At 58.8% G+C, this 18,595-nt stretch carries 15 protein-coding genes; 12 read left to right on the top strand and 3 right to left on the bottom strand.

Annotated elements, in window-relative coordinates; translation table 11 throughout:
- Positions 1-22: 22 nt before the first annotated feature.
- Positions 23-784, top strand: a complete 762-nt coding sequence (locus CKW30_RS04545; RefSeq protein WP_095180097.1) for an SDR family oxidoreductase — start codon at positions 23-25, stop codon at positions 782-784.
- Positions 785-790: 6 nt separating this feature from the next.
- Here the strand turns inward: CKW30_RS04545 and CKW30_RS04540 are convergent, their stop codons facing one another.
- On the bottom strand, positions 791-1,705 hold the full coding sequence (locus CKW30_RS04540) for a LysR family transcriptional regulator (RefSeq protein ID WP_016774850.1): 915 nt from the start codon (positions 1,703-1,705) through the stop codon (positions 791-793).
- Between the two features lie 270 nt (positions 1,706-1,975).
- Here CKW30_RS04540 and CKW30_RS04535 point away from each other — a divergent pair, with 270 nt between their 5' ends.
- From CKW30_RS04535 to pgm, 4 genes are all read left to right on the top strand, one after another.
- Positions 1,976-2,998, top strand: a complete 1,023-nt coding sequence (locus CKW30_RS04535; protein ID WP_095180096.1) for a zinc-dependent alcohol dehydrogenase family protein — start codon at positions 1,976-1,978, stop codon at positions 2,996-2,998.
- Positions 2,999-3,549: 551 nt separating this feature from the next.
- Complete coding sequence (locus CKW30_RS04530) at positions 3,550-5,016, top strand: hypothetical protein (RefSeq protein WP_095180095.1); 1,467 nt, start codon at positions 3,550-3,552, stop codon at positions 5,014-5,016.
- Between the two features lie 49 nt (positions 5,017-5,065).
- Positions 5,066-6,466 carry a PLP-dependent aminotransferase family protein gene (locus tag CKW30_RS04525; RefSeq protein ID WP_095180094.1) on the top strand — a complete coding sequence of 467 codons (1,401 nt, stop codon included), beginning with the start codon at positions 5,066-5,068 and terminating at the stop codon, positions 6,464-6,466.
- A gap of 108 nt (positions 6,467-6,574) precedes the next feature.
- Positions 6,575-8,221: a phosphoglucomutase (alpha-D-glucose-1,6-bisphosphate-dependent) gene (gene pgm / locus CKW30_RS04520; RefSeq protein WP_095180093.1), complete on the top strand. Its 1,647-nt coding sequence runs from the start codon at positions 6,575-6,577 to the stop codon at positions 8,219-8,221.
- 55 nt (positions 8,222-8,276) lie between these two features.
- Here the strand turns inward: pgm and CKW30_RS04515 are convergent, their stop codons facing one another.
- A complete protein-coding gene (locus tag CKW30_RS04515) occupies positions 8,277-8,972 on the bottom strand; it encodes a pirin family protein (RefSeq protein ID WP_016774845.1) in 696 nt (231 codons plus the stop codon).
- A 259-nt stretch (positions 8,973-9,231) separates the two neighbouring features.
- Here CKW30_RS04515 and CKW30_RS04510 point away from each other — a divergent pair, with 259 nt between their 5' ends.
- Positions 9,232-11,706 carry a UvrD-helicase domain-containing protein gene (locus CKW30_RS04510; RefSeq protein ID WP_095180092.1) on the top strand — a complete coding sequence of 825 codons (2,475 nt, stop codon included), beginning with the start codon at positions 9,232-9,234 and terminating at the stop codon, positions 11,704-11,706.
- A gap of 50 nt (positions 11,707-11,756) precedes the next feature.
- Here CKW30_RS04510 and CKW30_RS04505 read toward each other — a convergent pair whose 3' ends face one another.
- The gene (locus CKW30_RS04505; protein ID WP_041480416.1) at positions 11,757-12,029 is read right to left on the bottom strand and encodes a DUF1652 domain-containing protein; all 273 of its coding nucleotides are present in this window, start codon (positions 12,027-12,029) and stop codon (positions 11,757-11,759) included.
- A 265-nt stretch (positions 12,030-12,294) separates the two neighbouring features.
- Between CKW30_RS04505 and CKW30_RS04500 the strand changes: the two genes are divergently transcribed.
- The 6 genes from CKW30_RS04500 to CKW30_RS04475 all read left to right on the top strand — a co-directional run bounded on the left by CKW30_RS04500 (position 12,295) and on the right by CKW30_RS04475 (position 18,506).
- The gene (locus tag CKW30_RS04500) at positions 12,295-13,107 is read left to right on the top strand and encodes a nuclear transport factor 2 family protein (RefSeq protein ID WP_095180091.1); all 813 of its coding nucleotides are present in this window, start codon (positions 12,295-12,297) and stop codon (positions 13,105-13,107) included.
- A gap of 52 nt (positions 13,108-13,159) precedes the next feature.
- The gene (locus CKW30_RS04495) at positions 13,160-14,566 is read left to right on the top strand and encodes an FAD-binding oxidoreductase (RefSeq protein WP_095180090.1); all 1,407 of its coding nucleotides are present in this window, start codon (positions 13,160-13,162) and stop codon (positions 14,564-14,566) included.
- A 31-nt stretch (positions 14,567-14,597) separates the two neighbouring features.
- Positions 14,598-14,942 (top strand): cupin domain-containing protein, encoded by a 345-nt coding sequence (locus tag CKW30_RS04490; protein ID WP_095180089.1) that lies wholly within the window; start codon positions 14,598-14,600, stop codon positions 14,940-14,942.
- Between the two features lie 55 nt (positions 14,943-14,997).
- Positions 14,998-16,083 carry a polyamine ABC transporter substrate-binding protein gene (locus CKW30_RS04485; protein ID WP_095180088.1) on the top strand — a complete coding sequence of 362 codons (1,086 nt, stop codon included), beginning with the start codon at positions 14,998-15,000 and terminating at the stop codon, positions 16,081-16,083.
- 463 nt (positions 16,084-16,546) lie between these two features.
- Positions 16,547-17,992, top strand: a complete 1,446-nt coding sequence (locus CKW30_RS04480) for a serralysin family metalloprotease (protein ID WP_095180087.1) — start codon at positions 16,547-16,549, stop codon at positions 17,990-17,992.
- 91 nt (positions 17,993-18,083) lie between these two features.
- Positions 18,084-18,506, top strand: coding sequence for an AprI/Inh family metalloprotease inhibitor (locus CKW30_RS04475; protein WP_159894617.1), 423 nt, complete (start codon positions 18,084-18,086; stop codon positions 18,504-18,506).
- The last annotated feature ends 89 nt before the right edge of the window (positions 18,507-18,595 follow it).

Raw genomic sequence — 18,595 nt, 5'->3', positions numbered from 1 at the left:
CAACTGCTCAGGAGAACGTCGCATGGATAAAGTCTCACAAGCACCGCTGATTCTGATCACCGGCGGCAGTCGCGGAGTCGGCGCCGCCACCGCCCGACTCGCCGCCGCGCAAGGCTACGACGTCGCCATCAGCTACGTCGCCAACGAGTCTGCCGCTCTTGAGGTGGTGGCGGATATCGAAGCGTTGGGGCGCAAAGGCATCGCGGTGCGTGCTGACAGTGCTGACCCCGAGCAGGTTGCTGAACTGTTCTCGGCCGTCGATCGCTCATTTGGACGGATCGACGTTCTGGTCAATAACGCAGGCGTTCTGGCAAAACAGTCACGCATGGAGGGCCTCAGCTTCGAACGCATGCAGCGCATCTTCGCAGTCAATGCGTTGGGGCCGATCTTGTGCGCGCAGCAGGCGGTGAAACGCATGGCTTACCGGCACGGCGGCACAGGTGGCGGAGTGATCAACGTTTCTTCCGCCTCCGCACGCTTGGGCAGCCCGAATGAATACGTCGACTATGCAGCGTCGAAAGGCGCGCTGGAAACTTTCACCATCGGCTTTGCCAAGGAAGTCGCGCGCGAGGGGATTCGGGTCAACTGCATTCGCCCGGGGCACATCTATACCGACATGCACGCCAGCGGCGGCGAACCGGGGCGGGTGGATCGCGTGAAGGAGTCGATCCCGATGGGCCGGGGCGGTCAGCCGGAAGAGGTGGCGCGGGCCATCTTGTGGCTGGCCAGCGCGGAGGCTTCGTTTGTCACCGGGACTTTTCTGGATGTGACGGGTGGCAAGTAGGTCCGGCTACAGGCTATCCGGATCCCCAAAAAACATCTGAATCCGCGACCGTAACCACCGCTCTCCCGGGTCGTTATCCTGCGACCCACGCCAGGCCATGTGCAGTTCAAACGTACGCGTCGGCAGTGGCGGATCCTCAGCACGCAGACCGCCAGCTGCCGTCAGTGCCTCAGCCGTGTAATCCGGCACGGTCGCGACGATATCGGTGCCCGCCAGCAGCGTGCCCAGTCCGTTGAACTGCGGTACCGCCAGCACCACGTGCCGTTTGCGTCCGAGTTTCTCCAGTTCTTCATCGACGAAACCACTGAGGTCGCCAGCGAACGACACCAGTGCATGCGGTCGGGCGCAGTAGTCGTCCAGGCTCAGCGGCCCCGGCACGGTGTCGGCGCGCAGCAGCTTCGGTGCGCTGCGGCGCAGGACCTTGCGCTTGGCGTTGGCCGGCAGGTCGGTGGTGTAGCTGACGCCAATCGAAATCTCGCCCGAGGCCAGCAGGCCCGGCATCAATATGTAGTTGACCCGCCGCACCACGAGGACAATGCCCGGTGCTTCGGCGCGCAGACGCTTGAGCAGCATGGGCAGCAGCGCGAATTCGACGTCGTCGGACAAACCGATGCGAAACACCGAGGTGCTGGTCGCCGGATCAAAATCGGCGGCACGACTGACGGCGGTCGAGATCGAATCAAGGGCAGGCGAGAGCAGGGCGAAGATTTCCACCGCGCGCGCGGAAGGTTCCATGCTGCGACCGGTGCGGACAAACAAGGGATCGTCAAACAGGCTGCGCAGACGCGACAGCGCCGCACTGATAGCCGGTTGGCCGAGGAACAATTTTTCCGCGGCCCGAGTCACACTGCGTTCGTGCATCAATGTTTCGAACACGATCAGCAGGTTCAGGTCGACACGACGCAGGTCATTACGATTCATCTGGAGTCCTGGCAGAGTCATCAAACTTGACGAGGGCGGCCATATGAGAACAATGGCCGGCATGAATCTTACGGGGAAAGGCTGGTACTCTGCACCGGAAAATTCAGCTTTACTGCGACGGTGGCAGGCCTTTTTTCATGGATTTTGCCAATGCCGCCCTTGATGCGGAATCAATGACAGGCATGTCGACTATTAATAGCCACTGATGGTCTTGGGTCGAAAGCCCAGATAGAGTTCATGGCATTAGAGGTTACTTTGACGAGGTTTGCGATGTCCCGCACGATCCGTTTTCACAAGTTTGGTCCGGCCGAGGTGCTCAAATGCGAAGAGCATGCGGCTGCTCAGCCAGGTCCTGGCGAAGTGCAGGTGCGTGTCGAGGCAATCGGCATCAGTTGGTACGACACCCTGTGGCGCCAGAATCTGGCGTCGTCCCAGGCACGTCTGCCTTCGGGCCTCGGTCATGAAATGGCTGGCGTGGTCACTGCGGTGGGCGCTGATGTCGAAGACCTGTCCGTCGGCGACAAAGTGGCCAGTTTTCCGGCGGAAAGCCCGAACGACTATCCGGTGTACGGCGAGTCGATCGTCCTGCCGCGCACCGCGCTGACCCGTTATCCAGATGTGCTCAGCCCGATCGAAGCGAGCGTGCATTACACGCCGCTGCTGATCGCCTACTTCGCTTATGCCGATCTGGCGCGGGTCAAACCCGGTCAATTTGCGCTGGTGACTGACGCCAGCCACTGCGCCGGCCCGTCTTTTGTGCAATTGGGCAAGGCGCTGGGTGTGCGAGTGATCGCGGCGACCAAATCGGCGGAGGAGCGGGAGTACCTGCTGTCCCTCGGTGCGGAGAAGGTCATCGTCACCGAAGAGGAAGATCTGTTGATGCGCATCAACAAGATCACCGACAACCGCGGCGTCGATGTGGTGTTCGATGGTCTTGGCGGTCCGCAGATGTCGTTGCTCGGCGATGTGCTGGCGCCACGCGGCAGTCTGGTGCTGTACGGGCTGCAAGGTGGTAACCAGACCCCGTTCCCGGCGTGTGCAGCGTTTCAGAAGAACATTCAGTTCTTTGTGCACTGCATCGGCAACTTCACCGGCAAGCCGGAGCTGGGCATTGTCCAGGACCACGTCGCTCTGCAGCGTGCTCTGCGCGACATCAACCAGTTGACCGCTGACCGCGTGCTCCTGCCGCTCAAGACTCGTGTATTCCCGTTCAACGAGTTCGTCGAAGCGCATCGCTACATGGACGAATGCCCATGCCGCGAGCGAGTGGCCCTGCAAGTGGAAACCGCGTAAATCCGCTCATCAGAGTCCGTGGCCCCCACGGACTCTTTTCTGTTTATTCCCTTCGCTGTCAGTAAACCCTCCCCGATATCGAAGCATTGGCCTTTTCAGCAACTGAACTGGTTTTTGCCGTTCATCTGTATCTTCTAATCACACTATAAGCACTGATAATTGAATGATTACTTTCATCTCAAGGAATGAGCTATGGCTGTGCATTCAATTTGTCCGATGCAATATCAAATGGCTGGTTCAGCTGGCTTCGTCAATTTCTGTTTAATTGCTGTAGGGCGACTCGGAAGTTGCTTCTCTTTTTCTTGTAGTGATTTGGCGTGGGACGTTGTGGGAAGTTTCCTCAGAACATTGTTGAGTGGCGAAAGGCCAATGAATACGGGTGGTTGAGCGTCCAGCCTGGCATCTGGAAGGCTTTGTTCAGGTGAAGTGTTTCAAATAACTACAACTTTGTAAGTGTTAGCATTTCAGCGTCTATTACTTATTGATCCAATTGCCGCGCGCCTACTGTCATGTCTGCACGGCATGAAACTTTTGATACCGGGTAAATACCGATGAGCACGATCCATGATCAGGCAATGAACTATGTCTATCAGCAAGTATTGCAGCGTTTGCTGAGTTTCTTTTCCCGAGCCGAGCGCACGGCATTGCAGTTGCTGATACAGCGCTTGGCGGTGGCCGCTGGCGGCATGGAAAACATCGGGCAGTTCAAGGTGCTGGTGCCTCAGTCCGGCCTGCGTGACGGCTGCTATACCCTGGCCTTGCTCCGGGCCGCTCAGTTGACCATTGCCGGTCGTGCTCCGGCGACCTTTCAGCTACGCGTGGCTTCCCTGCGCTGGAATGGCGACAGCCCGCTCGCCCTGCAAAACCTGCATCGCAGCTACAGCGCGCTATTCCTTTATGACGATCCGCGGGTCGAGGTGCTGATGGTGGATAACCGCGAGGTCCTGCCGTTCGACCATCGCACGCCTGTCAGCAATGAAGGGCGCGAGGCCAGCCGGGTCAACCTGCTGCTGGTGGGGCACTGTCGCACCTGGCTGGAAACACCTGAATTATGGGATGACGCCTACCTGGCGACGGCCGAGTACTACAGCCAGATCGCGCGCTGGAACAACGGCGTCGACGCCATGATCAGCACCGAAACCAAAGGCAGTCAGCAGCATTTCCTCGAAGGCCTGAACCGCGCGATGCAGCGAGTGGCAATACCGGCTCCAGGCCTGGTCAATGCCGGATTCGAAACGCTTTTTCCTCTGCTCGACGAGCTCGGTGATGACTTTTACCGGGAACTGCGTGCCGATGATGACCGGACCGTGTGGCGACCGGAAGGTGAATTCGAAGCCTGCCGGCGCACCAGTTTTATCGACATCAACGACATGATGGTCGGCAAGCTCGAGGACCGCTGGCCGCTGTTGGGCGAGTTTCTCGGTTATGAACCTGATGATCTCGCGCTATACCAAGGCGAAGCGGTGTTTGCTGATCCTCTGATCTCGGCACATGTGCGAGGTTTGTACGCACGGTTCATCGAGGGGCGCGCCTATGAGGCGGGCATCGACGATTACGTCCGGCACACGCTGGCCGACATGCGGCGAAAGCAGGTTGCCGAAACCGTCTGCGAGCACTTGCTGGCCAGCTACGACAACGCCGGCGGGCCAGAACAACTGCGGATGCTTGCCGAGGATTACCTCAGTAATGGTTTCGGATTGACCGAAACGCAGTTGGCGTGCCTGCTGTTTGCGCCGTTCATCGACAACGGCAAAGGTCTCGAACGCTTCCTGCGCAACTGTCATCCCGGCATGCTGGTCGCCATGCCGGACCTGCACCGCGCCATGCAGGGTCTGCACGCACCTGAGCAGGTGATGAAGTGGCTGACGGAAGTCAGCGGCTTGCCAGTCAGGCTGTTGAATCGCCTGTATGCGATGGGTCCTGTGCAGATTGATGCACCTGCGCAATTCTCCTCAGAGAGTTCGGGGTCGGACGAGGCGCGTTCGGCTGCTCCGTTCGAGCGGTCGACGGAACGCTGACGGTGAGCCAGAGCCTGGATTGTGAACCAATATCTACGGAAATGAGGGTGTGAAGGGCGCGCGGGACAACGACTTTGTTTATCAGGCAGTTTATCGATATCTGACAACGCTGATTGATGCTGCCGGAGGTGGTGGGGCGGTACGCATGCCTTCCTTGCGACAACTGGCGGACCGGCTGAATGTCTCCATCTCAACTGTGCAATACGCCTATTCGCTTCTGGAAAAGGAAGGCCGGGTCTATTCGATCGCCAAGTCAGGGTATTACGCGCAAGCGCAGTTCAGCATGGATGCACCCGGCAACGGCAATGACCTGCTGGAGACCCTGTACGTCAACGCCAGGCGTCCCGGGATGTGTGTGTTGAGTGCTGACGAACCGGCCTCGCTGCAACCGTTGGACAGTCCGTTGCTGACCTCGGAACGTGAGCTCTTGCGTCAATACCCGCGTCAGTTGCAGACATTCGTGCAGCCTTGCGGTGAACTGGAACTGCGGGTTGCGCTGGCGGCGCGGTATACCAGCTCGACAGAGCACTTCTGGCACGCCGATGACATTTATATCGGTGCTGATCTGCGCGGGGTCCTGGAGATTCTGATTTCGGTGCTTGGATTGCGTCAGGCCACCGTGATTGTCGAATCACCGTGCGACTGGGTCATCCTGCGCCTGCTCGAGTCGTGCGGAGTACGCGTGATCGAGTGGCCATTGCTTGCCCGAGGCGTGCTCGATCTGTCGGCACTCGAATCACTGCTGAAGAACGAGCCGGTTCGTTTGATCCTGCTGTCTTCCGTGCTGAGCATGCCCCAAGGCAACGGTTTCACTCGCGAGTGTCAGCAGGCCACGGCGCAGTTGCTCAATCATCATGGCGTCTGGGTACTGGAAAACGACTGCTACAGCGAGCTTGACGAGCGCAATGATTCGCAGCGTTTGCGCAGTTGGCTCGATCCTGATCGTCTGCTGGTGTTTTCCACTTTCGAGAAATTCATCGGCGCCGAAGCACCATTCGGCTTTGTCTTGTCGCGTCACTGGCGCGAGGAATTGCAGCGCCATTTTCTGCTGCGGGCGTTTCGCTTGTCGCCCATTCGCCAAAAGGCGATTGCGCGGCTGTTGAATGGCGGACGGCTTGATCAGCATTTATTCGTGTTGCGGCGAATGCTGGGTGAGCGGCGAGCCGTGTTGATTCAGGTACTGCGCGAACGTCTGGGCGATACCCTGCAGATTGTCGAGCCGCAGGGCGGGGCGACGGTGTGGGTGCGTTCGTTACGCCCGGTCGACATGGCAAGCGTCTTTCATCGCCTGCTCAAGCAACAGATCATCGTGGCGCCGGGCGAGCTGTTCAGTCTGCAGGGCTTGCACGCGGACCATCTGCGTTTGAGCGCGCTGAACCATGGCGAGCGGGATTTGCCGAGTGTCATCGGCTTGCTCGGCGATGCCTTGCGCCTGTCGCCCGGTCAATAACGTTAAAAAACATCGGGCGAGTTTCGGATACATCCCGTCGCACAGTGGTCAAACTGCCAGTAAACTGCGCTGCATTTCCTGAACCACTCCGATTTCAGAGGTTTTTGCATGACACTCAGTCCTTTTGCGGGCAAACCGGCACCGGCAGAACTGTTGGTCGACATCCCGCGACTGGTTACGGCCTATTACACCGGCCAGCCTGATGCATCGATTTCTACCCAGCGAGTGGCGTTCGGCACGTCCGGCCACCGCGGCAGTTCGTTCGATTTAAGTTTCAACGAATGGCACGTTCTGGCCATCAGCCAGGCGATCTGCCTGTATCGCGAAGCCCAGGGCATCACCGGCCCGCTGTTCGTCGGCATCGACACCCATGCATTGTCGACCCCGGCCGGCGCCAGCGCGCTGGAAGTCCTCGCCGCCAACGGCGTCACCGTGATGATCGCCGAAGGCGATGAGTACACGCCGACCCCGGCAGTTTCTCACGCCATTCTCTGCTACAACCGCGGTCGCACCTCCGGCCTGGCGGACGGTATCGTCATCACGCCGTCGCACAACCCGCCACAGAGCGGTGGCTACAAATACAACCCAACCAACGGTGGCCCGGCCGATACCCACATCACCAAGTGGATCGAAGCCAAGGCCAACGAGCTGCTGGCGAACAAACTGGCCGGGGTTAAACGCATCAGCTACGAGCAGGCGCTCAAGGCCAGCACCACCCATCGCCACGATTACTTGAACACTTATGTCGCCGACCTGATCAACGTCATCGACTTCGATGCCATCCGCGACGCCAAGCTGCGTCTGGGTGTCGATCCGCTGGGCGGAGCAGGGGTGCGCTACTGGTCGGCCATTGCCGAACACTATCGTCTCGACCTGGAAGTGGTGAATAAACAGGTCGATTCAACGTTCCGTTTCATGACCGTCGACTGGGACGGTCAGATCCGCATGGACCCATCGTCCAGCCACGCGATGCAGGGCCTGATCGGCCTGAAAGAGCGTTTCGACGTGGCGTTTGCCTGCGACCCGGATCACGACCGCCACGGCATCGTCACGCCGTCCGGTGGTTTGCTCGCGCCGAACAACTATCTGGCGGTATCCATCGACTACCTGTTCCAGAACCGTCCGCAATGGCGCGCTGATGCCGCCGTGGGCAAAACCGTGGTCAGCAGCGGCCTGATCGACCGCGTGGCCAAGCGCCTGGGCCGTCGCCTGTACGAAGTGCCGGTCGGTTTCAAATGGTTCGCCGATGGCCTGTTCGATGGTTCGCTGGGTTTTGGCGGTGAAGAGAGTGCTGGCGCCTCGTTCCTGCGCAAGGATGGCGGTGTATGGAGCACCGACAAGGACGGTCTGATTCCAGCCTTGCTCGCCGCTGAAATGACGGCGCGCACCGGGCGCGATCCAAGTCAGGCCTACCGCGCGCTGACCGACGAACTGGGCGAGCCGTTCTCGGTACGCGTCGACGCCAAGGCCAACCCTGAGCAGAAGGCACTGCTGAGCAAGCTGGCGCCGGAACAGGTTACCTCGACCGAGCTGGCAGGCGAAAAGATCCAGAGCATCCTCAGCCATGCCCCGGGCAACGATCAGGCCATTGGCGGTCTGAAAGTCATGACCGAAAACGGCTGGTTTGCCGCACGTCCTTCGGGCACTGAAGACATCTACAAGATCTACGCCGAAAGCTTCCTCGGCGACGACCACCTCAAGCAACTGGTGGCCGAGGCGCAAACTTTGGTAGACGGCGCCATTTCCAGCAAATGATGCGCACATGAAAAAGGGCAACCGTAATGGTTGCCCTTTTTTATTGCCTTGCCGATCAAGCCAGGTCGACCAGTACGATCTCGCTGTCCTCGATCGCCGTGACCGTCAGCACTTGCTCATGGGCTACCGCCACACCGTCACGCGCTTGGGCACGCAAGCCATTGACCTCGATCACGCCAGTGGCCGGAACCAGATAGGCGCGCCGTCCTTCATCCAGTCGATATTCTGCGGTTTCACCGGCCTTGATGTTCGCCGCCACCAGGCGCGCATTGGCGCGAATGTGCAGGCTCTCATCGTCGCCGTCCTTGCCGCTGGCCAAGGTGACAAAACCTTCGCGCTCGCCTTTGGGAAACGGCTTGGCTCCCCACGAAGGCGGCGCACCGGTTTCGGTCGGCAGAATCCAGATCTGGAAGATCTTGGTTTCCTTGTCTTCGAGGTTGTACTCGCTGTGGGCGATGCCGGTGCCGGCACTCATCACTTGTACATCACCGGCTTCGGTGCGGCCCTTGTTACCCAAATTGTCCTGGTGCGTGATGGCACCTTCACGCACGTAAGTGATGATTTCCATGTCGCGGTGCGGATGCTGCGGGAAACCGGTGCCTGCGGCGATGATGTCGTCGTTCCACACGCGCAAGTTGCCCCAGCTCATCCGCTGCGGATCGTAGTATTCGGCAAACGAAAAGTGGTGATGCGCGTCCAGCCAGCCATGATGGGCGCCGCCCAGCGAGCTGAAGGGTCTGAGTTCAAGCATGATCGTCTCCTTAAATTAGGTTCGTCAGGGGGCGGGCCCCGTGGTTGATGACGACGATCATCTATCAGGTAAACATCGATAAAAAGCGCAAAAACTGCCGCATCATGATCAGTTTATTTGATGGGAATGTGCCTCGAAATCGTCTTATCCGACTTTCAATTCGTCGCCTAAACCGATGACCTGTAAGCATTTCGCTAGAACTCATCAGCAAATCCAGACACCATAGCCGCCACAGCCTCACACCCTGGAGTCCGTCAGCGTGGCGCAACACACCCCCGATCTTCCCCCTGAACTTCGTCCACTGGCCGAGATGCCCTGGTTCAAGCGTCTGGCCGCGCGATTCTTTGGTCACGGTCTGACCAAGCTGCGCGCGCAGCACCGGGCATCGTGGCTGCACGGGCAAGCTGACGGATTTCGCAGTGGCCACACAGCCGGCGTCGAATATGGTTTCAAGGAGGGCAAGCTTGAGGGTCTGGAGGAAGGCCGCCAGGTTCTGCTGATTCGCGACAGCCGCAACACCGAGCATCGGCCGCCCAGCGTCGATAACCACCTGTTCGATGACTGGCGCCTGCCGCTCACCGCCGAATTGAAAAAACGCATCAAGGCTGACGTCGCTCGTTTGCTCCCGGCCCACGCCCAGCCCAGCGCCGCGCAATGGAAAATGATCTTCAGCGATACGCCGTCCACCTCGGTGGTCGCCGGTGCGGGCGCCGGCAAGTCGACCACATTGGTGCTGCGCATTCTGTTACTCAGCCATTATCTGGGTTTTGAGCTGGATTCGATGACCGTGGTGACCTTCACCCGTGAATCGCGCAAGGACTTCATCAACAAGCTCATCGAAATATTCACGCTGTGGGGTCAGCCGTTGAACCTCAAGCAGGCGCGCGAACTGGTGCGAACCTTCCACTCGCGCATCCTGCCGATGGTTCGCAGCCTGCCGGGTTTCGAGCGCTTGCAGGCCTTCGAGAACCTCAGCGACCGCCCGCAAAGTGGCGCAGAGGAGGTCGACAGCAATCCGTTTGACCTGCGGATCAACGACGCGCAACGACAGCAACTCAATGCCTGCTACCACCGCTTGTTCAACGAGGATGAGCGTTTCCGCCAATTGATCCAGCCGCTGTCCCGCGCGGGTTTGCAATTAAAGGAACTGGATCGCGATCATCCCGATGTGCAGAAACGCATGGCGGTCACCGAACTGGCGGCCAAGCGCGATGAAGAGCTCTGCGATGTGATTGAAGATTTATGGTTTCGTGCAGGGGCGTGGCCCATTAAAGGCATCGAGCCGAATCGGCAGGCCTTCGAAATCAATGGCTCGAAGTTCCACGCTCATGGCTATATTCCCAGCCTAGATGCCTGGGTGGTGCTCGGCTTTGATCCCAGGGAAAACGCCCAGCTGACCCGACCCAACGCCAAGCTGAGTGTCCGTGCAGAGTGGGCGGTCAAGCGCACCCTATTTCAAGCTTTCTGCCGTAAGCCATTGATATGGCTGGATAGTTACGAGTCATCCAGGCGCGTTCTTGCGACGTTGGTCGGAGATGCCAGCGCCGGTCCCGGCTTTGATTACAAGGTCAAAGGCGAGCTGGCATCCGCGCCATTGCTGGATTGTTTTGTCGCCGCAGCAGGCTTTATCGAAAACCTCGGCCTGGATGTGCCGGACGCGGTCAGTCGGATGAGCTTCGCCAAGGACGATCCCGATCGCTTTTTCTTTGAAGCCCTGAGCCTGTTCTGGCGCGCATTTGAAGATCATCTGCTGGATCAGAAACCGCCAGTGATGACCTACAACCGCATGTTCGCGCTGTTCAGCGAGCACTCGCCGGAAAACCTCAAGCTGCTCAGCGATGAGTTGCTGCGGCCTATGGCGCATTTGATGATCGATGAGTTCCAGGACGTATCGCCGCAGATCGTTTCGTGGATTCGCGCCAGCCTCAATGAAATCCGCAGCCGTGGCCCGGCCATGCACGTTGGGCGAGGGGCGCAGCGGTCGTCGCTATTGTGCGTCGGTGATGACTGGCAGTCGATTTACGGCTGGCGCGGCAGTTCTCCGAGCTACTTCATGGAGTTCAACAAGGAATTTCCTTCCCCGAGCACCACGAGAGTGATGCTCAGTGACAACTATCGCAGCCATCAGCACATCATCGACGCAGCCGAACACATTGTCCGTGCAGCGCCGGCGATCGCAGGCAAGAAGGCCAAGGCCAGTGGTGAGCCCAAGCCGCTTCACCCGGTCAACGTGCTTGAGCGTGACGATGAAGCGTTGGGGCAGCGTCTGGCCGAGCATTACCGGCGGGGTGATTCAATCCTGATGCTTTATCGAAAAAGCAGCGATAAGTTATTGATTGAGCAGCATATTCAGCCTGTAATTAATGTGGATTCGAGCTTGCCCTATGATGCGCGGCGGCTGAAACAGCTGACCTATCACAGCGCCAAAGGCTTGCAGGCTGATGCGGTATTCCTGCTGGGTGATTGCCAGCATCTGACCAGTTCTCCGTACAAGAACCAGGTGTATCGCATGGCGGGATTGGGCAAAAGTGGCGATAGCGAGCCGTACGACAATGCGCAAAAAGACGAAATCCTGCGCCTTGCCTACGTTGGTATCACGCGCGCCGTCAGCCATTGCTACTGGTACGTCGAACCGCAGGAAACCCAAGCGGTAAACATGCCGAGGGCATCGGATCGAGTTGCCAAGGGCAAGCCGTTCTTCGTCGATCATCGAACCGAGAAGGCCAGCGCCTGATCAATAAAAAAGCCCGAATCGCTGCGGGCTTTTTGTTATAAATCAGGCGCTTATGCGTAGTTCTTGAGGGATTCCGGAGGAGTGAAAGCTTCCAGCTCATCTTCGATGGCTTCGATGATGCGCTCGACGTCTGCCGCGTTCATCACCGTTGCGCAGGGAATGCCGGCAATGGCGATCATGGTTTCGCCGCTGGCACGATCAAACAGACGGGCGATCAGGCTGCCCGGCGCATCCATCGTCGCCTCGAAACCCATGGGATGAAAATGCCAGCGCATCAGCTGGCAGGCGTTTGGAAAGGTGACTTTGCTGAACCCTTTATTCATGGTGTTGCCCGCCTGCTTCATCGAGCGCTTCCTTTTGCTCATGTTAGGTGGGAAGAGCCTTCATTGGCTCAACCAGTGCTTGAGCTTTAAAAGTAGCATCCGTGTGTGAAAAAACTGTGAGTTTTTTCAGTCCGTTTAGCGATTGATTCGCATTTTTTGATGTAAGTCACTGGCTCATCGATTATCGCCAAAACGCCACCATGGATTTTCCATTGAAGCGGCAGAGGAAGTTGGGCAAGCTCGGTTCTTTTTTGCCGAGCCGCTTATGCACGCCGATGACGACGGCCCAGAACAGACCCAGGCCACGGCCGCCACGGTCATGCGCTATCACCTGAGCTGGAAACACCGGGATCTGGACAGCGTCATGGCGCTTTATCACGCCGATATCCAGTACAGCGATTTCTTTCAGAATCGCGTACTCAGACTGGATGAGTTACGCGACTACGTGCGCGTGAGCATGCCGCGAGAATCCGACGAACTGCTCGAGCATTGCGACCGCATCCGGGTGGATGGCAACACCGCGTTCATTCAGTACGAGGTGACCTTGCGTGGCGGCGATGGCCTGGTGTCGTTTCGTTCCAGCGAAGCGATCACGGTCAAGGACGGCCTGATATGGCGCGTCAATGAATACGCCTCGCTGGTGCGTACCCAAACCGACGGCAGTTCGGCACCGAGCCGTCCGGCGGTCAGTCGTCTCGGTCTGTCACCGCGCCAACTGAGCTTCATGGCCGAAGACCTGCAGCAGTATTTCGAAAAGCAGCAGCCTTATCTGGACCCTGAGCTTGACCTGCAACGGGTGGCGAAGGAGTGCGGGTACAGCCGCAATCAGATTTCCTATCTGCTCAATCAGGTACTCGGGCAAAGCTTTTATCGCTACGTCAACCAGGCGCGCCTGCAGCATTTGCTGCGTGCACTGGACAGCGCCGCACCGCCATTGCGCGTCGACGAGCTGGCGTTTGCCGCCGGTTTCAATTCGCTGTCGGCGTTTTACAAATGCTTTCGCGAGCACACCGGTCAGTCGCCCAAAGCCTACGCCAAACAAATTTCTCTGCGGGCACGCGCGCAAGACATCCACTGACGGCAGCCACTAGGATCGACGCCATCGAAGGTTTTCAGTGGCGGAGTCTGGCATGTCGGCGTGGCGCACGATCAGTTTATGGATGGATCAGCTCGATGAGCCGCTGCTGGCGCGCCCTCCGTTGGAGCGGGACCTGGATGTCGACGTGGCGATCATCGGCGCCGGTTACACCGGACTGTGGACGGCGTACTACCTGAAAAAACAGGCGCCCGGCCTGGATATCGCCATCATCGAGGCGCAAACCGCCGGGTTCGGTGCGTCCGGACGCAATGGCGGCTGGCTGATGGGTAACTTGCTGGGCGAGGATCGCTTGCTCGCAGGCTTATCGCCGCAGCAGCGCAGGGCTTCGTTTGATCTGCTGCACAGCATCCCCGATGAAGTGGAGATCGTCGTTGAACGCGAAGGCATCGACTGCGATTACCGCAAGGGCGGGGTGCTTTATTGTGCCGCGCGCTACCCAGAGCAGGAAACCGTTCTGCGCGATTACCTGAGCAAGCTGCATGCCCAAGGCCTGACTGACGACGATTACCGCTGGCTGAGTCCCGATCAACTGGCTCAGCAGATCCGCGTGGCCAAGCCCTACGGCGGCATCTTCGCCCCCCATGTCGCGACCATTAACCCGGCGAAACTGGTTCGTGGTCTGGCGCGGACCGTGCAGAACATGGGCGTGAAAATCTACGAAAACAGCCCGGTCACCCACTGGCAACCCGGCAGTCTGCGTACCGCCAAGGCCAGCGTGCGCAGCCGTTGGATCGTCCCGGCGGTGGAAGGTTATTCGGTGACCTTGCCGCCACTTGGCCGTTATCAATTGCCGGTGCAAAGCCTGATTGTCGCCACCGAGCCGCTGTCCGCTGCGACCTGGGACGAAATCGGCCTCAATCGCGGCCAGGCCTTCAGTGAATTCAGCCGTCAGGTCACCTATGGCAAGCGCAGTGCCGACAATCGTCTGATCTTCGGCGCCCGTGGCGGTTATCAGTTCGCCGGCAAGCTGCGCCATGACTTCAACCTCACCCGCGATGAGGTCGAACTGCGCCGCTATCTGTTCGGCGAACTGTTCCCGCAGCTGAAAAATGTGCAGATCACCCACGCCTGGGGCGGCAACCTTGGCATGTCGCGGCATTTCAAGCCGCACATGCTCTGCGACCGCGCCAACGGCATCGCGTTGTCTGGCGGTTACGGCGGCGAGGGCGTCGGCGCCAGCAACCTTGGCGGGCGCACCCTGGCCGATCTGATTCTCGAGCGCGACAGCGAGCTGACCCAACAACCGTGGGTCCTGCCCGACGGTGGCATTCACGCGCTGCGTGCCTGGGAGCCAGAGCCATGCCGCTGGCTCGGCTACAACGCGATCATCAAAAGTTTCGTGCATGAAGACCAGACGCTGGCCAATCCGGCGACTGCGCCCTGGCGGCGCAAGCTCGCCAGCCAAGTCGCCGGGTTCATGGAAGGTTTCATGCACTAAACGCCGTTTCCCTCAATAAACAGGTCACGTCATGAGCATCACCCAATTCAAGAACACCGCCACGCTCGAACTCGATGAATCCAGCCCGGTCGCCGTGCCCCTCGGCGAGCGCGTCGCAATTGCCTCGACCACCAGCGTCGAGCGCGATGACGGCGTTGAAACCGGCGTCTGGGAATGCACCCCGGGCCGCTGGCGGCGGCAGATCACCGCGCAGGAGTTCTGCCATTTCATTTCCGGGCGCTGCACCTTCACCCCCGACGGTGGCGGCGAAACCCTGCACATACAAGGCGGCGACGCACTGATGTTGCCAGCCAACACGCTCGGGATCTGGGATATCCAGGAAACCGTGCGCAAGAGCTACGTGCTGATTTTCTGATTGTTCGATCCTTTGATTGCCTGCCAACAAAAAAAGCCCATACAGGAATCGCCCCATGATCCAGAAAACCCTCGCATTGGCGCCGCTGCTGCTGGCCGCTTCCGTCAGTCACGCGGCCGAGACGGTCAAGGTCTACAACTGGTCCGACTACATCGCCCCGGACACCACGAAGAATTTCCAGAAAGACACGGGCATCGGCGTCACCTACGACGTCTACGACAGCAACGAAACCCTCGACGGCAAATTGATGACCGGCAAATCCGGTTACGACGTGGTCTTCCCGTCGAACCACTTCATGGCGCGGCAGATTCAGGGTGGGGCGCTGAAGAAACTCGACAAGAGTCAGTTGCCGAACTGGAAGAACCTCAACCCGGCACTGCTCAAAGCCTTGCAGACCAACGACCCGAACAACGAGCACGGTTTCCCTTATCTGTGGGGCAGCACCGGTATCGGCTACAACATCGCCAAGGTCAAAGCGGTGCTGGGCGACGACGCGCCGGTGGATTCCTGGGATCTGATCTTCAAACCCGAATACATGGAAAAACTGCAGAAGTGCGGCGTGGCGATCCTCGACAACGGCCCGGAACTGCTCCCGGCGGCACTTAACTACCTCGGCCTGCCGCACCACAGCAAGAATCCCGAAGACTACAAAAAAGCCGAAGCTTTGCTGATGAAAGTGCGGCCCTACGTCAGCTACTTCCATTCCTCGAAGTACACCAGTGACCTGGCCAACGGCGACATCTGCGTAGCAGTCGGCTTTTCCGGCGACATCCTGCAAGCGGAGAACCGCGCCAAGGAAGCCAAGAACGGCGTCGAGATCGGTTATGCGATTCCCAAGGAAGGGGCGGCCATCTGGTTCGACATGGTCGCCATGCCCGCCGACGCACCGGACGAAAAGGCCGGCTACGCCTTCATGAACTACCTGCTGCGCCCGGACGTCATGGCGGGCATCACCAACTACGTGCACTACGCCAATGGCAATGAACAGGCGGACGGCCTGATCGATCCGGCGATCAAGAACGACACCAAGGTGTACCCGAGCCCGGAAATGATGGGCAAGCTGTTCGCCCTGGAGGCGATGCCGCTGAATATCGACCGGATTCGTACGCGGGTCTGGAACAAGATTCGTACCGGCAGCTGAGTTTTTTCAGGCCAACGTACAAGACCCCTGTGGGAGCGAGCCTGCTCGCGAAGCGGTTTGTCATTCGACTCTTATGTTGACTGGCTTGGCGCCTTCGCGAGCAGGCTCGCTCCCACATTTGTTATTCAATGAATCAGCATAGTTGATATCAAAGCACTGGCACCGCTGACTGAAAGTGTGACTTGCCCAACAAATTCAAACTTAGCGATATTTAATATTTAAATAGAAAATCGTCAGACAATTTGCGCCCTCGCTACAACTAAAAACAATCTTTCCTCCCCGCACGCTTTGTTTACGGCAGTTTCCTGATACCACCAAATTGGATCGCAAAAAAATCCTTTACGACAGATTTCCAATTGTGTCAGGTTCGTTACGCCTTCATTGGGCGAGTGATAGGACGATCTCGCCAAAGATCGTCCTGTCGGACAAAAACTGTTCCATTGCTAAACAAGGAAGTGTGTTTATGTCGAAAGTTAAAACCAATGCTGTTGATTCCGCCGAACAGGCTTTCCAGCTGGCCGCCTTCAGCTCGGCGTACAACCAGATCAATAGCTTCAGCCATCAGTATGACCGTGGCGGCAACCTCACGGTCAATGGCAAACCCTCGTACTCCGTCGACCAGGCGGCTACGCAATTGCTGCGTGACGGCGCTGCCTACCAGGACAAGGACAGCAGCGGCAAGATCGAACTCACCTATACGTTCCTGACCTCGGCCTCGAACAGCACGATGAACAAGCACGGGATCACCGGGTTCAGTCAGTTCAGCGCGCAGCAACAGGCGCAGGCCAAGCTCGCCATGCAGTCCTGGGCCGATGTGGCCAATGTCACTTTCACCGAGAGAGCCTCGGGCGGCGACGGGCACATGACCTTCGGTAATTACAGCGGTGGCCAGGATGGCGCTGCGGCGTTTGCCTATCTGCCGGGGACCGGCGCCGGTTATGACGGCACCTCGTGGTACTTGATCAACAGCGGTTACACGCAGAACAAGAACCCGGATCTGAACAACTACGGTCGTCAGACCCTGACCCACGAAATCGGCCATACCCTGGGCCTTGCTCACCCTGGCGACTACAACGCCGGCAACGGCAACCCGACCTACAACGACGCGACCTACGGCCAGGACACCCGTGGCTACAGCGTCATGAGTTACTGGAGCGAGAGCAACACCAACCAGAACTTCAGCAAGGGCGGCGTCGAAGCCTATTCGTCCGGCCCGCTGATGGACGACATCGCAGCCATCCAGAAACTCTACGGCGCCAACACCACCACCCGCACCGGCGACACCACCTACGGCTTCAACTCCAATACCGGCCGCGATTTCCTCAGCGCGTCGTCGTCGAGCGACAAAGTGGTGTTCTCGGTGTGGGATGCCGGCGGCAAGGACACCCTGGATTTCTCCGGTTTCACCCAGAACCAGAAGATCAACCTCAACAGCGCTTCGTTCTCCGACGTTGGCGGCATGGTCGGTAACGTGTCGATCGCCAAGGGCGCGGTCATCGAGAACGCGATTGGCGGTTCGGGCAGCGATCTGTTGATCGGCAACAGCGTGGCCAACGAGCTGAAGGGCGGTGCCGGCAACGACATCCTGTACGGCGCTGGCGGTGCCGACAAGCTGTGGGGCGGCGCCGGTTCGGACACTTTCGTGTTCGCCGCCAGCTCGGACTCCAAGCCGGGTGCGATCGATCAGATCCTCGATTTCGTCAGCGGTCTGGACAAAATCGACCTGACCGGCATCACCAACGGTGCGGGCCTGCACTTCGTCAACAGCTTCACCGGTTCGGCCGGCGACGCAGTGTTGACCTCGTCGGGCGGCAATAGCCTGTTGTCGGTGGATTTCTCCGGGCATGGCGTGGCTGACTTCATCGTCAGCACCGTGGGCCAGGCTGCGACCAGCGACATCGTGGCGTGATGTGAAAGGAAAGCGGCGCCTCGTGCGTCGCTTTCTTCGCTTGCATCGGCCTGATCCCCGAGCAAGGCTACGAGCGGAAGTGAAATTTCCTATGACTCGATACGTTTTAACTGACACGACGATGGCATGGCTGATGGCAGTCACGCTGATGATGACCGGAGCGACAAGCATGGCAAGCAGCCTCAGACTCGAAGAACCCTCGGCATTCGCCGGGCGCTGGCAGGCCACATTGACCGGTCACAACGACACACCCGAAACGCGGTCGTTGCAAGACAAGCCGTCGAACACATGCGTTGTCGATCTTGCGCCAGACAAGACCTTGGGCGAGGGCGCCGATTGCCTGGGCGCGTGGTTGAGCGAAGCCCCGATTGGTTGGTTTCCAGAACCCGATGGCATTGCCATCACTGGCAAGGATGGTTCGAAAATCGCCTTTTTCAGCCGCCGGGGGGATGGCTCTTACACAAGCAGGTTGAGTTCGCAATTGCTTATCTTGCTCGAACGCGTCGGGCACTAAGCGGTGGCTGGGTAGTTGCGCGAAGTTGATGTACTGCAATAACTGAGCGTTATAACCGCGAAGCCGATCAACTTGTTATGAAATTGTAA

Source organism: Pseudomonas sp. Irchel 3F6 (assembly GCF_900187595.1).
Lineage (GTDB): Bacteria > Pseudomonadota > Gammaproteobacteria > Pseudomonadales > Pseudomonadaceae > Aquipseudomonas > Aquipseudomonas siliginis.
The sequence above is the reverse complement of the archived record's forward strand: the minus strand, read 5'-3'. Positions and strand labels throughout refer to the sequence as shown.